Consider the following 14,745-nt stretch of genomic DNA (forward strand, 5'->3'; position numbering starts at 1 on the left):
ACGTCAACGATGGCGTTTTTCCAGCACCGCGCGCGCATCAACCAGCGACAGCCCGCGCGCGCGCAGCAGCACCAGCAGGTGGTACAGCAGGTCCGAGGCCTCGCCCAGCAACGCCTCATCATCCTGCGCCACCGCCGCCAGGGCGGTCTCCACGCCCTCCTCGCCCACCTTCTGTGCGATACGGCGGATGCCGCCCTCGAACAGGCTGGTGGTGTAGCTGCCCGGCGGGCGTTGCGCCTCACGCATCGCCACCAGCTGGCCCAGCCCGCCCAGGAAATCCTTCGGCGCCTGGTCGAAGCAGCTCTCTGCACCGGTGTGGCAGGTTGGCCCCGCCGGCCGTGCCATCACCAGCAAAGTATCGGCATCGCAGTCGACGCTGATCGACTGCACCACCAACACGTTGCCGGACTGCTCGCCCTTGGTCCACAACCGTTGCTTGCTGCGGCTGAAGAAGGTCATGTGGCCGATGGCCAGCGTGGCCGCCAGCGATTCGGCGCTGACATAACCGAGCATCAGTACCTGCAGGGTATCGGCATCCTGAACCACCGCCGGCAGCAGGCCGTCACCCTTGGCCCAGTCCAGCGCCTGCAATGCGTCCAACGACGGCCTGACTTCAATAGACATCCCGCACCTCGATCTGCTGTCCGCGCAGGTAGCGCTTCAATTCTGGAATGGCGATGGCGCCGCTGTGGAACACGCTGGCGGCCAGCGCGCCGTCGACGTCGGCCTGGTCAAAGGCTTCGGCGAAGTGCTCCATCGCACCGGCACCGCCCGAGGCGATCAACGGTACCTGGCACAGTGCCCGCGCCTGTTGCAGCTGCACGACATCGTAGCCACGGCGCACGCCATCGCTGTCCATGCAGTTCAGTACGATCTCGCCCGCGCCACGCCGTTGTGCTTCGACGATCCAGTCCAGGGTGCGCAGCGGCACCGCCTGGGTCTTGTCCGGATCGCCGCTGAAACGACGCACCCGCCATTGCCCGTCGGCCTCGCGCACCGAATCGACGCCCACCACCACGCACTGCACGCCGAACTCGTCCGCCAGCTCGGTGATCAGCTCCGGGCGCCCCAGCGCCGGCGAGTTGATCGACACCTTGTCGGCACCGGCAAACAGCACGCGGCGCGCGGTTTCCACACTGTCGATGCCACCGGCCACGCAGAACGGAATGTCGATCAAGCGTGCGATGCGCTCGATCCACGCCACGTCGACCGAACGCGCCTCGGGGCTGGCGCCGATGTCATAGAACACCAGCTCGTCCGCCCCCTGGTCGCGATAGCGCTGCGCCAACTCGGCGATGTCGCCCATGTCGACGTGGTCGCGGAAGCGCACGCCCTTGACCACGCGGCCATCGCGCACGTCCAGGCAGGGAATGATGCGGCGGCTCAACATGCCAGTGCCTCCGCCAGGTCCATGCGCTGCTCCAGCAGTGCCTTGCCGAGAATCGCACCGCCGCAGCCGGCGGCACGGGCCTCGGCCACATCGGCTACGTCACGGATGCCACCGGACGCCTGCACCGCCACACCCGGCAACAAGCCGGACAGGTGCCGATAGAGGTCGATATTGGGCCCGGCCAGCATGCCGTCACGGGCGATGTCGGTGCACAGCAGGTGGCGCATGCCGGCGCGCGCGTAGCGCTGGGCCAGGTCATCCAGGGTCACTCCGGCGTTCTCGGTCCAACCGTGCACCGGCAATTGCCACTGCCCCTGTGCGTCCTGGCGCGCGTCCAGCGCAACCGTGATGCGCTCGGCGCCGAATTCCTCCAGCCAGCCGACCACTTCATCGGGGCGACGCACCGCCAGCGAGCCGACCACCACGCGACCGGCGCCGGCATCGAGGATGCGCGCCACATCGTCGCGGCAGCGAACGCCACCGCCGGTCTGCACCTGCAGCGATGTCTGCGCGCGGATCGACGACAGTAGCGGCGCCAGCGTATAGCCACCGGCGCGCGCAGCGTCCAGATCGACCAGATGCATCCACTGCGCACCCTGCGCGGCGAAGGCCTGCGCGCGTGGCAACGGATCGTCGCCATACGAGGTTTCCTGCGCGTAGTCGCCCTGGCGCAGCCGCACCACGCGGCCGTCGCGGATATCCAGCGCGGGGTAGACGATGAAACTCATGCAGCAGTGCCCTCGAGAAAATTGCGCAGCATCAGCGAGCCGGTCTCGCCGGAGCGCTCGGGGTGGAACTGTGCGCCGTAGTAACGCCCCTGCTCCACCACGGCAGTGAACAGGCCGCCGTGGTCGCAGGCAGCGACGGTGTGGGTATTGAGGGGTGCCGCGTAGCTGTGCACGAAGTAGGCGCTGGCACGCTCCGGCACGCCGCGCAGCAGCAGCGATTCGCGCAGTGGCAGCAGGCGGTTCCAGCCCATGTGCGGCACCCGGATGCCGCAGGCCGGCACCAGCTTGCGCACCACGCCGGGAATCAGGCCCAGCGTCTCCACACCCGCTTCCTCGGAGCGCTCGAACAGCAGCTGCATGCCCAGGCAGATGCCCATCAACGGCACCTCCAGTTGCTGCAGCGGTTCCACCAGGCCCTGCGCATGCAGGCGCTGCATGCCGGGACCGGCGGCGCCGACGCCGGGCAGGATCACCCGCTGCGCACCGACCAGACCGTCCGCATCGCGCACCAGCCGCACCGTCGCACCCAGGCGCTCCAATGCGTAGCGCACCGAGCCGAGGTTGGCGCCGCCGGCGTCGATCAGCGCAACGTCGCTCACAGCGCCCCCTTGGTGGAAGGCAGCGCGGTGCCCTGGCGGGCCAATGCCGGGCGCAATGCGCGCGCCAGCGCCTTGAAGCAGGCCTCCACCTTGTGGTGATCGTTGTCGCCGCGTACCTGCAGGTTGAGGTTCAGGCCGCTGGCATCGCACAGCGAGCGGAAGAAATGCGGCACCAGCTCGGTCGGCATATCGCCCACGCGCTCGCGCTTGAACTCGCCCTCGAACACGAAGTACGGGCGGCCACTGAAGTCCAACGCAGCGCTGGCCAGCGTCTCGTCCATCGGCAGCGTGAAACCGTAGCGGCCGATGCCGCGCTTGTCGCCCAGCGCCTCGCGCAGCGCCTGGCCCAGGGCCAGCCCCGTATCCTCGATGGTGTGGTGTTCGTCGATGTGCAGGTCACCCTCGGCCTGGATGTCCAGCGCGAAGCCACCGTGCTTGCCGATCTGTTCCAGCATGTGGTCGAAGAACGGCAGGCCGGTGGAGATGCGTGCATCACCCGCGCAATCCAGGTCCAGTTCGACGCGGATCTTCGTTTCTTTCGTGTTGCGCTGGACCACGGCGGTGCGCGGCGCATCGGCCAGCGCATGGGCAATGCCCGGCCAATCCCACTCGCCACCAAACTGCGCGGTGCGCAGCTGGAAACCGCGGATGTTGAGGTTGTCGGCAAACTGCAGGTCGGTGATGCGATCGCCGACCATGCCCGAACGCGCCCAGTCGATGCTGCGGTCCTGCAGATAAGCCGTCATCAGTCCGATGCCCGGCTTGCGGGTCGGCGCATTGTCGTGCGGCCAGCTGCAGTCGATCAGCACGTCACGGAAAGTGATGCCCTGGCTTTCGAAGATCTGCAGCATCAGCTCGTTGGGGCCATCGAAGCTGGCACGCGGGTAGCTGTCGCTGCCCAGGCCATCCTGGTTGGTGACGATCACGAACTGGTAGCCGGCATCCCGCAGCTTCAGCAGCGCCGGGATCACCTGCGGCACGAAGCGCAGCTTCTCGTAGGCGTCGATCTGGAAATCGGACGGCTCCTCGATGAGGGTGCCGTCGCGGTCGATGAACAGGATCGGGGTCATGCTGCGGCCCTCCGCGCCGACAGGGCCGCGAGCACGCGGTCATTCTCTTCCGGGCTGCCGATACTGATGCGAAGCGCATCGCCCAGCTGCGGCGCGGCGCGCTGGTCGCGCACCACCACACCGGCATTCAGCAACGTGTCGAACGCTGCCTGCGCATCGGCGAAGCGGACCAGCAGGTAGTTGCCGGACGAGGCGTACACCCGGCGTACACCGGGCAGGCTGGCCAGTGCCGTTGGCAGGCGTTCGCGCTCGGCGATGACCGTGGCCACGCGCTCGGCGGTGCGTGCCAGCGCGGCCGGCTGCAGGGCCTGCACGGCCAGTTCCGCGCACGGGGTCGGCACCGGATACGGCGCCTGGCAGCGGCGCAGCACGGCAATCAGTTCCGGCGCGGCGATCAGCGTTCCAATGCGCGCGGCCGCGAGTGCGTGTGCTTTCGACAGCGTGCGCAGCACCGCCAGGTTGGCGTGCGCGGCCAGCAACGTGGTCGCCGACGGACGCTGCGCGTACTCGACATAGGCCTCGTCCACCACCACCAGTGCCTGCCCGCGCAACGCAACCGCCACCCGTTCGACCTCGTCCAGGGCGATATCACTGCCGGCCGGGTTCGACGGTGCGCACAGGAACACCAGCTTGGCATTGCGCGCCCTGGCGGTGTCGATCACCGCATCCAGATCGGCGCGCAGGCCATCCTCGCTGTCCACCAGCGGCACTTCAATCAATGCGGCGCCCTGCAGGCGTGCGCAGACGGCGTACATGCCGAACACCGGCGGCGTGACCAGTACGCCATCGCGGCCCGGCACGCACAGGGCACGCGCCAGCAGATCAATGGCTTCGTCGCTGCCGCGACCGATCAGCAGCTGCTGTGGCGTCACGCCGTACAGCGCCGCCAGTCCCTCGCGCAATGCCAACGGCTGCGGTTCGGGATAGCGCCGGCTGCTGCCCGCGGCATCAGCGGGATTGGCCCAGGCCGATTCATTGGCGTTCAACCACACCTCGCCCTGCACCGCCGCGCTGCGCGCCGAGCTGTAGCCGGCGAAGGCCTGCAGATCCGGGCGAACCAGTGCCAGCACATCATCGATAGCCGCGTTCATGCTGCCACCTCCATGCGCACTGCGACCGCACGTTCATGTGCATCCAGGCCTTCGGCACTGGCGATGATGCGCGCGCAGCCGCCAATCGCTGCCAGGCCGGCGGCGCTGGCGCTCTGCACGCTGATCAGGTTCTGGAAGCTGGCCACACTGACACCACTGTAGGCACGTGCGGCACCCGCGGTGGGCAGCACGTGGTTGGTGCCGCTGCAGTAGTCGCCCAGTGCCTCGGGGGTGTAATCCCCCAGGAACACCGAGCCGGCCGCCTGCACCTTGTTCAGCCACGCGCGCGGATCACGCAACGCCAGGATCAGGTGCTCCGGTGCATAGCGGTTGCTGATCGCGAAGGCTTCGTCCAACGAATCGACCTGGATCAGCCGCGAGGCCGACAGCGCCTGGCGTGCGATCTGCTGGCGCGGCAGCAAGGCCACCTGGCGCTCGACTTCAGCCTCGACCGCCGCCAGCATCGCGGTATCGTCGGTCAGCAGCAGCACCTGCGAATCCGGGCCGTGCTCGGCCTGCGACAGCAGGTCGGCTGCAACGAACGCCGGGTTTGCACCTGCATCGGCAATCACCAGTACTTCGGAGGGACCAGCCGGCATGTCGATGGCGGCGGCGCCGTCCTGTGCGACCTGCTGCTTGGCTTCGGTCACGAAGCTGTTGCCCGGCCCGAACAGCTTGTCACAGGCCGGAATGCTGGCCGTGCCGTAAGCCATCGCAGCGATGGCCTGCGCGCCGCCCAGCTTGAACACGCGCTGCACGCCGGTCAGGCGTGCGGCCACCAGCACCGCAGGATCGGCCGTGCCGTCGGCGCGTGGCGGCGTGCACAGCACCACCTGCGGGCAGCCGGCCAGCTGCGCGGGCACGCCCAGCATCAACGCGGTGGACGGCAGCGGTGCGCTGCCGGCCGGCACGTACAGGCCGACGCGGCCGATCGGCCGCAGCATGCGTTCGCAGACCACGCCCGGCGCGGTTTCCACCGCATACCCCGTACCCATGCCGGCGGCGTGGAAGCGGGCGATGCGTTCGGCAGCTTCGACCATCGCCTGGCGCAGTTCGGCGGGGACGGCGGCATCGGCCGCTGCGAACTCGGCTTCGCTCACTTCGAACGATCGCGGCTCGACACCGTCGAAACGTGCGGTGATCGCACGTAGCGCGTCATCGCCCTGCCCGCGCACCTGTGCAATCAGCGTCGCCACCGCATCGCGGGTCTGCTGCGCCACGGTCTGCACCGGGCGGGTCAGTGCCGCACTGCGCGCGGCCTCATCAAGTCGGGACCAGATCAGACGGTTCATGCCAGCGACCGCTCCACGCTCAGTACCATCAAGCCCTGCGCGCCGGCGCGCTCGAGTTCTTCCATGCGCTGCCAGCTCAGCGGGCCCGGGCACATGGTCTGCAGGCGCAGTGCGCCGCCGTCGGCCGGCAGCCGCACCAGCGGCTCGGCATCGGCCAGCAGCTGCGCCAGCGCGTCGACGCGATCCTCGCTGGCGCGGAACATCAGCAGCTTGCGATCCTGGCGCTGCACCACGCCGTCGAGGCGGCGCAGCAGCATCGCGCGCAGCGACGCACGTGCGTCATCCGGCACGCGCACCGCACCGGCCAGCACCGCCTCGCTGTCGAGCAGGTTGTGCACCGGGGTCAACTGGTTGGCGCGCAGCGTGGCGCCACTGGAGACCAGGTCGCAGATCAGGTCGGCGGTACCCAGGCGCGGGGCGATTTCCACCGACCCGGACAGCTCGACCACCTGTGCGTCCACGCCCTGTTCGGCCAGCCATTGCTTGAGGATGGCCGGGTAGCTGGTGGCAATGCGGGTACCGGCCAGCTGCGCCGGTCCCTGCCACTGCCACTCCTCGGGTACCGCCAGCATCAGCCGGCACTGGCCAAAGCCCAGTCCGCGCAGTGCCTGGTAGGCATCCGGCAGGCCCATCTGGCGACGTGCCGCAGCCTGCTCGTCCAGCTCGTTGCGGCCGACGATGCCGAGGTCGCAGACGCCGTCGGCGATCAGGCCGGGGATGTCGTCGTCACGCACCAGCAGCAGGTCCACCGGCAGCGATTCACCGTAGCAGAACAGCTTGTCGCGGCTCTCGCGCCAGCTCAGGCCACAGGCACTGAGCAGGTTGCGGGCGGGCTCGGCCAGCCGGCCACTCTTCTGGATGGCGATACGCAGCCGGTCTCGTGCCGGCGCTGCCTGGGTTGCACTCATGGGGAGGTCTCGAAGTTCGGAACGGGGCGCGGATCAGCGCGAAGCAAGGCGGTCGATGGCGGCGGCATAGCCTCGATGGCCATGCTCGAGCGTTCGCGCCACCCGTCCGGTGGTGGTCACGCTGACCCCGGTGCGCTCGTGGATCTCGCGATACGGCACGCCCTGCTGCAGCAGCGGCACCACCTTCCAGCGGTCGGCCATGGCTTCCAGCTCGGCCGGTGTGCACAGATCGCGCAGGAAGGCCTCGACCTGTTCCGGCTCGCGCAGGGCGGCAAAGGCTTGGGCCAGGGCTTCCAGGTCGGCCTTCGGGTCTTTGGCGGCAATCTCGGGGCGGGCTTTCACGGGGTCGTTTCCATGAATCAATGTAATAGCGCGTTAGTACATTAGCGCATTCTTGCGCACTGCGTCAAATCGGGGGTTGAGAGTGCGGCAGGGCTGCTGCCCTGCACCCGCAGAGGCCGGAGCATCGGCACAGCTGGGTTCCGGACCGACCCCGCCCTCGACAGGTGGTCACGAGCTGTCGGGACGGCCGGGGTCGGATCTGTTTTCCAGAGGAAAACGGCTCTGACCCCGGAACGGGGCCCGGAAACGAAAACGCCCACCGGTTGGTGGGCGTTTCGTTGAAGCGCTGCATGCTGCCAGGGGCCGTTACATCACCTTCGACTGCTCCAGCTCGACCTGCAGGGTGCTGGCCAACTCGTCACGGGAGACTTCGAACTGCTGCTCGCGCAGCAGGTCCTTCACTGCCACCACGCCGCGCGCCAGCTCGTCCTCACCGGCCAGCACCACGAAGCGGATGCCGGCCTTGGCGGCGTACTGGAACTGCTTGCCGATCTTCTTCGGCTCCATCTGCACTTCGGTGTTGATGCCACCGGCGCGCAGGCGGCGCGCGATGTCCAGCGACTGCGGCATGCCCTGCTCGTCCATCAGCGCCACCAGCGCCTGCACGCTGCTGCCCTCGATGCCATCGATCAGGCCGGCTTCGCGCAGCTGCCAGAACAGGCGCGACAGGCCGATGGAGATGCCCACGCCCGGCAGCTTCGACTTGCTGTAGTGGCTGGCCAGGTCTTCGTAGCGGCCGCCCGAGCAGATCGAACCGATCTGCGGGTGGTCGGTCAGCGTGGTCTCGTAGACGGTGCCGGTGTAGTAGTCCAGGCCGCGCGCAATGGAGAAATTCAGGCAGTACGCGGTTTCCGGCACGCCCAGCGCCTGCACCAGCTGCAGCACTTCGCGCAGTTCGGCGACGCCGGTACGCAGGATCTCCGAAGAACCGGCGTCGGCTTCAAGCGTGGCCAGCTGCGCCAGTGCATCGGCATGGCCCTGCGAACGCACGGCCACGAACGCCAGGATCTTCTCGACCTGCTCGGCCGGAATCTCGAAGCCCTCGCCCACCAGCGTCTCGCGCACGTAATCGGCGCCGCGCTTGTCCAGCTTGTCCACTTCGCGCAGCACTGCCAGCTGGCGCTCGCCCTCGGCCACGCCCAGGCTCTCGAAGAAGCCACGCATCAGCTTGCGGTTGTTCAGCTGGATGCTGAAGTCACCGATGCGCAGTTCCGAGAACACCGCGTGGATGACCGCCAGCACTTCGGCGTCGTATCGCACGCTCAGGCTGTCCTTGCCGATCACGTCGATGTCGCACTGGTAGAACTCACGGAAGCGGCCGCGTTGGGCGCGCTCGCCGCGGTACACCCGCTGCATCTGGTAGCGACGGAACGGGAAGGTCAGTTCATGCTCGTGCTCGGCCACGTAGCGCGCCAGCGGCACGGTCAGGTCGAAGCGCAGCGCCATTTCCGGCAGCGAACGGTCACCCGATTCGGCGGCGTTGGCCAGCGCACCGGTGGACTGCACGAAATACACCTGGCGCTCGGTTTCGCCACCGGACTTGGTCAGCAGCACGTCGGACAGCTCGAACACCGGCGTCTCCACCGGCAGGAACCCGAAGCGCTCGTAGTTGCGACGGATCACGTCCAGCATGCGCTGGAACGCAATCTGCTCGCGCGGCAACAGTTCAAGGGTGCCGGGCGGGGTACGGGGCTTGATCACGGGCGGAACTCCTGCTGGAACGGGACGTGGGAGGGGGCGACATTCTAGCGCCCCCGCCTCGGGCAGGGTCGAACGGCCGCTTGAAGTATCATAAAGCCCTCCCCGCCCGCGATACGCCCCCCGCAACATGTCACGGCCTTCCGGCGCTCCGCCCGCCACCAACGATCCCGCCTCGCCGTCCTGCACCACGCTGGACTGCCTGCACTGCTCGGTTCGCCACCTTGCGGTGTGCTCGGCGCTGTCGCCCGATGAAGTGCAGGCACTGGAACAGGTCACCGTTTCCCAGCAGGTCAGCATGGGCAGTACCCTGGCCCGCACCGGCGAAGAGCGCGACCATGTCTATACATTGACCGGCGGCGCCCTGCGCCTGGTGCGCACCCTGGCCGATGGCCGCCGCCAGATCAATGGCTTCGTGCTTCCCGGCGACTACCTGGGCCTGAGCGGCAGTGACCACCACCGCTACGATATCGAGGCCATCGCAGACAGCCGCGTATGCCGTGTCGCGCTGCCGCAGATGAAGGCGCTTCGCAGCCGTTTCCCGCACCTGGAACGCAAGCTGCTGCAGCGTGCCTGCCAGGAGCTGGACGCCGCGCAGGATGCCGCGCTGGCACTGGCGCGGCTGCAGCCGGCCGAGAAAGTGGCCGACTTCCTGCTGCGCCTGGCCGCGCGCGAGGCCAAGCTGGGTGGCGATGGCCTGCGCGTGTCGCTGCCGATGGGGCGTGGCGACATCGCCGACCATCTGGGCCTGACCATGGAAACGGTCAGCCGTACCTTCACCAAGCTGCGCCAGCAGGGGTTGATCGCCCTGCCCCACCTGAACGTGGTGGAAATCCTCGACGAGGACGGGTTGCGCACGCTGGCCGGCAACCCCAGATGCCTTCGATCAACGCAGCAACACCTCACGCAACGCCGCATACTCCGCAGCCAACGGTTCCGCGTGCGCGGGCCGCTGCAGCAACGCATCCAGCGCCGGCGGCACGGCCACTGCTTCGCCAATCAAGGGCTCCACCACTGCCTCGAACTTGGCCGGATGTGCGGTAGCCACCACCGCCCAGTCGCCCTTGGCGCCGCGCGCACGCAGGTCCTGCAGCACCTTCACCGCTGTGGCCGTATGCGGGCAGAACAGTTCGCCGTTGCTGGCATGCGCCGCCGCAATCGTCGCGCGGATGGTCACGTCATCCACCGCGAACGCGCGGAACGCAGCGCGCAGCTCGGCGTCATCTCCGAGGTAAAGCCAGCGCAGGCGTTCAAAGTTGCTGGGCGCCCCTACGTCCATTGCATTGGCCACGGTGGCCACGCTGGCCTGCGGCTGGTAGTCGCCGCCATTGAAGTACGCCGGCAGTACCGCATTGGCATTGGTGGCCAGCACGATCTGCCCGATCGGCACGCCCAGCGCGCGCGCCAGCACGGCCGCCATCGCATTGCCAAGGTTGCCGGTCGGCACCACCAGGTTGAGCCGACGACGATGCGCTGCGTAATGGGTCAACGCCGCATGTGCGTAGTAACTCATCTGCGGCAGCAGCCGGCCCAGGCTGATGCTGTTGGCCGAGCTGAGCGGCACCTGCGCCTGCAGGTCACGGTCGGCCAGCGCCTGCTTGACCATGGCCTGGCAATCGTCAAACGCCCCGGCCACACGCAGCGCCTGGATGTTGTCGCCGAAGCAGCCAAGCTGATGCGCCTGGCGCGGTGACACGCGGCCATCCGGGTACAGCACCACCACACGCACGCCCGGCTGGCGGTGGAAGGCTGCCGCCACGGCGGCACCGGTATCGCCAGAGGTGGCGACAACGATCGTCAGGTCGCGGTCCTTGCCGGCCTGCAGCCGCGACAGTGTTCCGGCCAGGAAGCGCGCACCGATATCCTTGAACGCCGCCGTCGGCCCATGGAACAGCTCCAGCACATGGTCACCGCCGCCCAGTGGACGCAGCGGCACCGGAAAGTCGAACGCCTCGCGGCAGATCGATGGCAGCGCCGCCTCCAGAGCATCACCTGCGAAGAACGGTGCCAGCAGATCGGCGGCGGTATCGGCCAGCGTTGCGCCGGCCCGCAGCTCACGTGGCGCCGGCAGCACCTGCGGAACATACAGCCCTCCATCGGGCGCCAATCCTGCAGCGATCGCCGCACTGAGGCCAACGGCCGGGGACTGACCCCGGGTCGAAACAAATTGCATGGGTTCGGTATCCAGTAAAGGGGAAGGATTCAGCACAAGCGGGCTCCCGCTGCATCCAGCGGCGACACCCAGGCATCGCTGTCGAAACCGGCGGCGGCAAATGCCGCCTGCACCGGTGCGGCAGCGGCGCGGGCCTGGTCGGCGTCCTCGAACCAGGCGAACACGCTGGGTCCGGCACCGGAGATGCCCGCACCCATTGCATGGGCCGACAGCGCCGCATCGCGGGCTGCTTCGAAACCTGCAATCAGGCCGGCCCGCCGTGGTTCGACCAGCACATCGCGCAATCCAGCCCGCACCAGCACCGCATCACTACGATGGCAACCACTGAGTACCAGCGCGAGGTTCGCACTCTGTGCCACGAATTCACCCAGCGCGTAGCTGCCCTGCAGCACCTGGCGCGCACGGCGTGTTTCCAGCACCGCGTGCGGATGCACCAGCAGGCTGTGCCAGGCCGCCGGCACCGGAATTGGGAGCAGGCGGTCGGCCGTACACAGCGCAAAACCACCCAGCAGCAACGGCCCCACGTTGTCGCCGTGGCGGCCACCGCTGGCCACCGCCTCGCCATCGAGCGCAAACGGATACAGCGCCTCGCGCGACAGCGGTACATCCAGCAGCGCGTTGGCGGCAACCAGCGCAGCAACGCATGACGCTGCCGAACCGCCCATGCCGGAACCGAACGGAATGCCCTTGTCGATCTCCACCAAGAAACCGAAGTCCAGGCCCAGGCCTTCGCGCAGTGACATCAGCGCAGCGCCGGCGGTGTTCCCGGCTGCCTCCAGCGGCAGCTCGACGGCACTGCCGCGAATCGCCTCGATGCGCACCAGCGGCTCGTCGATGCGGCGCACGCTCACGGTATCGCCAACACCGGAAATGGCGTGACCGAGAATATCGAAGCCCACCGCTACGTTGGCCACCGAGGCCGGCGCGAACGCACGTGCGATCACAGGCGCGCTCCTTCACCGGCCGCGACCCGCAGCAGGTCGGCAAACACACCGGCGGCGGTGACTTCCGGGCCGGCCCCCGGACCCTGCACCACCAACGGGTTGTCGCAGTAGCGACGGGTACGGAACTGCACCACGTTATCGGTCAACCGAAGGTTGGCGAAGGCGTGGTCGGTGGGCAGTTCCTGCAGGCCCACCGAGGCACCGTCAGCGCCCAGCCGTGCCACGTAGCGCAGCACCGCGCCACGCGCCCGCGCGTCCTGCAACCGCTGCAACAGGCTGGCATCGGACTCGCCCAGCCGCGCCATGAAGTCATCCACGCTGCCGTCGCGCAGCAGCGCCGGCACCAGGCTTTCCACCTGTACCTGTTCCAGGCTGAGCGCGTGGCCGGCCTCGCGGGCGAGGATCACCAGCTTGCGCGCCACGTCCACGCCCGAAAGATCATCGCGCGGGTCCGGCTCGGTGTAGCCCATCGACCGCGCCTGCGCGACCAGCTGCGAGAACGGCTGACTGCCGTCGAAGCGGTTGAACAGCCACGCCAGCGTGCCGGAGAAGATGCCTTCGATCGCCAGCACCTCGTCGCCCGTATCGACCAGATCACGCAGCGTGGTGATCACCGGCAGGCCCGCGCCCACCGTAGCTTCGTAGCGGAAGCGCGCACCACTGGCCGCCGCAGCAGCGCGGATGCGCTGGTAGCGCGGCAGCGGGCCAGCACCGGCCTGCTTGTTCGGAGTCACCACGTGGATGCCGGCGGCCAGCCAGCCCTCATAGCGCTCGGCCACGTCGGCGCTGCCACTGCAGTCGATCACCACCGCATGCGGCAGGTGCGCGGCCAGCAGGTGTTCGGTGAAGCGATCCAGGTCGCTGGGCTCGCCCGCGTCCTGCAATGCCTCCCGCCAATCGGCGTGCAGGCCATCCACTTCCAGCCGCATGCGCGAACGCGAGGCCAGCGCGCGCAGGCGAAGATCCACATTGGCCTTGGCCAGCAGCTGCGGGCGGGCCGCCAGCAGCTGGTCCAGCAGTGCCGCGCCGACGTTGCCCGGCCCGATCACACCGACCGCGAACGTCTGCGGCGACAGCCAGAAGCCCGCATGTGCGGCCCGCAATGCGCGGGTGGCATCGGCACTGTCCACCGCCACAGAAATATTGCGCTCCGACGAGCCCTGCGCGATCGCCAGGATGTTCACCTGCGCGCGTCCCAGTGCCTCGAACAGGCGCGCCGCCACACCGGGCTGGCCGGCCATGCCGTCACCCACTGCCGCCAGCACGCTGACGCCCTCACTGACCTGCACGCGCTGCACCTGCCCTACCGACAGTTCATGCGCGAACGCGTGCAGCAGTGCCTCACGGCCACGCGCCGCTTCGGCGGCGCGCACCACGCAGCAGATCGAATGCTCTGACGAACCCTGCGAGATCATCACCACCGACACCTGCGCCTGGCGCAGCGCCGCGAACACGCGCTCGGCGGTACCGGGCACGCCGATCAGGCCGGTGCCCTCCAGGTTCAACAGGGCCAAGCCGGGGCTCAGGGTCAGGCCCTTCACCGGCCCGCGCGGCGAGCGCTCGGCGCTGATGCGCGTCCCCGGATGCGCCGGCTGGAACGTATTGCGGATGAAGATCGGCAGGCCGAGGCGGATCGCTGGCGACATCGTCTGCGGGTGCACCACCTTGGCGCCGAAATAAGCCAGCTCGCAGGCCTCGTCGTAGCTCAGTGATTCCAGCTGCACCGCTTCGGGCACCAGTCGCGGGTCGGCCGACAGCACGCCGTCGACGTCGGTCCAGATGTGCAGTTCATCGGCATTGAACAACGCGGCGAAGATCGCGCCGGAATAGTCGCTGCCATTGCGGCCGAGCGTGGTGATGCGGTCATGGCGGTCACGGGCAACGAAACCGGTGGCGACCAGGCGCATCTGCGGATGCCGCAGGCGCCACTTGGCCAGGCGGTCCGCGCTGGACTCCCAGTCGACATCCACGCCCAGTTCGCCATGCCCGACCACCAGCACGTCGCGTGCATCGAGTACCGCACAGTCTTCGCCCAAGGCACGCAGGTGGGTGCCAAGCAGTTGCGCGGAGAATACTTCGCCCAGGCCCTGCACGCGGTCGAGCACTTCGCGCGGCAGCTCGCCGATCACCGCCAGCGCCGCAAGCACTTCTGCCAGTTGATCGAAGCGGGCATCGATCCATTCGACGGTCTCGCCCACCTGCTCGCCCAGCAGGGCCACGGCGGCGCCACGGTGACGCGCGCGCAGCGCATGCCAGGCCTCGCGCCAGGCTTCGTCGCCCTTGGCCGCCAGCTGGGCCAGCTCGATCAGCGCGTCAGTGACGCCCTTCATTGCCGAAACGACAGTGACCTGCAGCGATTCGGGACGGGCCAGCAGCAGGCCCGCGACATGGCGGTAGCGTTCGGCATCGGCCACCGAGGTGCCGCCGAACTTGTGCACGACGATGGACGGTGCAGCCAGATCGGCCGGGGCAACGGGATGAGCGGGGGCGTGGGAAGACATGCAGACCTC

At 68.4% G+C, this 14,745-nt stretch carries 13 protein-coding genes and 1 pseudogene; 1 reads left to right on the forward strand and 13 read right to left on the reverse strand.

The window, feature by feature from the left end:
• Positions 1–3 precede the first annotated feature (3 nt).
• The 10 genes from hisIE to hisS form a co-directional block, all read right to left on the reverse strand.
• Positions 4–624 (reverse strand): bifunctional phosphoribosyl-AMP cyclohydrolase/phosphoribosyl-ATP diphosphatase HisIE, encoded by a 621-nt coding sequence (hisIE, locus tag AC5P5X_RS10990; RefSeq protein ID WP_099485076.1) that lies wholly within the window; start codon positions 622–624, stop codon positions 4–6.
• The gene (gene hisF, locus AC5P5X_RS10995; protein ID WP_005409431.1) at positions 614–1,390 is read right to left on the reverse strand and encodes an imidazole glycerol phosphate synthase subunit HisF; all 777 of its coding nucleotides are present in this window, start codon (positions 1,388–1,390) and stop codon (positions 614–616) included. The genes hisIE and hisF overlap by 11 nt, the downstream gene beginning before the upstream one ends.
• Positions 1,384–2,118, reverse strand: a complete 735-nt coding sequence (gene hisA / locus AC5P5X_RS11000) for a 1-(5-phosphoribosyl)-5-[(5-phosphoribosylamino)methylideneamino]imidazole-4-carboxamide isomerase (RefSeq protein ID WP_111188883.1) — start codon at positions 2,116–2,118, stop codon at positions 1,384–1,386. Before hisA ends, hisF begins: the two co-directional genes overlap by 7 nt.
• Complete coding sequence (hisH, locus tag AC5P5X_RS11005) at positions 2,115–2,717, reverse strand: imidazole glycerol phosphate synthase subunit HisH (protein ID WP_005409429.1); 603 nt, start codon at positions 2,715–2,717, stop codon at positions 2,115–2,117. Before hisH ends, hisA begins: the two co-directional genes overlap by 4 nt.
• Positions 2,714–3,787 (reverse strand): bifunctional histidinol-phosphatase/imidazoleglycerol-phosphate dehydratase HisB, encoded by a 1,074-nt coding sequence (gene hisB / locus AC5P5X_RS11010; RefSeq protein WP_005409428.1) that lies wholly within the window; start codon positions 3,785–3,787, stop codon positions 2,714–2,716. Before hisB ends, hisH begins: the two co-directional genes overlap by 4 nt.
• Positions 3,784–4,878, reverse strand: a complete 1,095-nt coding sequence (gene hisC / locus AC5P5X_RS11015; protein ID WP_111188882.1) for a histidinol-phosphate transaminase — start codon at positions 4,876–4,878, stop codon at positions 3,784–3,786. Before hisC ends, hisB begins: the two co-directional genes overlap by 4 nt.
• A complete protein-coding gene (gene hisD / locus AC5P5X_RS11020; protein ID WP_111188881.1) occupies positions 4,875–6,170 on the reverse strand; it encodes a histidinol dehydrogenase in 1,296 nt (431 codons plus the stop codon). The genes hisC and hisD overlap by 4 nt, the downstream gene beginning before the upstream one ends.
• The gene (gene hisG / locus AC5P5X_RS11025) at positions 6,167–7,078 is read right to left on the reverse strand and encodes an ATP phosphoribosyltransferase (RefSeq protein ID WP_033833294.1); all 912 of its coding nucleotides are present in this window, start codon (positions 7,076–7,078) and stop codon (positions 6,167–6,169) included. Before hisG ends, hisD begins: the two co-directional genes overlap by 4 nt.
• Before the next feature lie 33 nt (positions 7,079–7,111).
• Positions 7,112–7,420: a YerC/YecD family TrpR-related protein gene (locus AC5P5X_RS11030; RefSeq protein WP_088025802.1), complete on the reverse strand. Its 309-nt coding sequence runs from the start codon at positions 7,418–7,420 to the stop codon at positions 7,112–7,114.
• 306 nt (positions 7,421–7,726) lie between these two features.
• Entirely contained in the window at positions 7,727–9,121 is a 1,395-nt protein-coding gene (gene hisS / locus AC5P5X_RS11035) for a histidine--tRNA ligase (protein WP_005413164.1), read from the reverse strand.
• Positions 9,122–9,248: 127 nt separating this feature from the next.
• Between hisS and AC5P5X_RS11040 the strand changes: the two are divergent.
• A pseudogene (locus AC5P5X_RS11040) lies at positions 9,249–9,989 on the forward strand (Crp/Fnr family transcriptional regulator); the annotation flags it as partial.
• 15 nt (positions 9,990–10,004) lie between these two features.
• On the opposite strand, the gene thrC reads toward AC5P5X_RS11040, so the two are convergent.
• From thrC to thrA, 3 genes are read right to left on the reverse strand one after another with little or no spacing between them, the layout of a single operon-like run.
• A complete protein-coding gene (gene thrC / locus AC5P5X_RS11045; RefSeq protein ID WP_088430387.1) occupies positions 10,005–11,291 on the reverse strand; it encodes a threonine synthase in 1,287 nt (428 codons plus the stop codon).
• 29 nt (positions 11,292–11,320) lie between these two features.
• Positions 11,321–12,235, reverse strand: a complete 915-nt coding sequence (locus AC5P5X_RS11050; RefSeq protein ID WP_495215983.1) for a homoserine kinase — start codon at positions 12,233–12,235, stop codon at positions 11,321–11,323.
• Positions 12,232–14,736, reverse strand: a complete 2,505-nt coding sequence (gene thrA, locus AC5P5X_RS11055; protein WP_111189379.1) for a bifunctional aspartate kinase/homoserine dehydrogenase I — start codon at positions 14,734–14,736, stop codon at positions 12,232–12,234. The genes AC5P5X_RS11050 and thrA overlap by 4 nt, the downstream gene beginning before the upstream one ends.
• Positions 14,737–14,745: the final 9 nt, after the last annotated feature.

The sequence above is a fragment of the Stenotrophomonas sp. YJH_SMC_91 genome (assembly GCF_059368495.1).

Excerpts from the sequence above, each read along its gene's own strand:
- hisC (WP_111188882.1), bottom strand. The coding sequence starts at position 4,878 with ATGAACGCGGCTATCGATGATGTGCTGGCACTGGTTCGCCCGGATCTG.
- thrA (WP_111189379.1), bottom strand. The coding sequence starts at position 14,736 with ATGTCTTCCCACGCCCCCGCTCATCCCGTTGCCCCGGCCGATCTGGCT.
- hisIE (WP_099485076.1), bottom strand. The coding sequence starts at position 624 with ATGTCTATTGAAGTCAGGCCGTCGTTGGACGCATTGCAGGCGCTGGAC.
- hisA (WP_111188883.1), bottom strand. The coding sequence starts at position 2,118 with ATGAGTTTCATCGTCTACCCCGCGCTGGATATCCGCGACGGCCGCGTG.
- hisG (WP_033833294.1), bottom strand. The coding sequence starts at position 7,078 with ATGAGTGCAACCCAGGCAGCGCCGGCACGAGACCGGCTGCGTATCGCC.
- hisD (WP_111188881.1), bottom strand. The coding sequence starts at position 6,170 with ATGAACCGTCTGATCTGGTCCCGACTTGATGAGGCCGCGCGCAGTGCG.
- hisB (WP_005409428.1), bottom strand. The coding sequence starts at position 3,787 with ATGACCCCGATCCTGTTCATCGACCGCGACGGCACCCTCATCGAGGAG.
- hisF (WP_005409431.1), bottom strand. The coding sequence starts at position 1,390 with ATGTTGAGCCGCCGCATCATTCCCTGCCTGGACGTGCGCGATGGCCGC.
- thrC (WP_088430387.1), bottom strand. The coding sequence starts at position 11,291 with ATGCAATTTGTTTCGACCCGGGGTCAGTCCCCGGCCGTTGGCCTCAGT.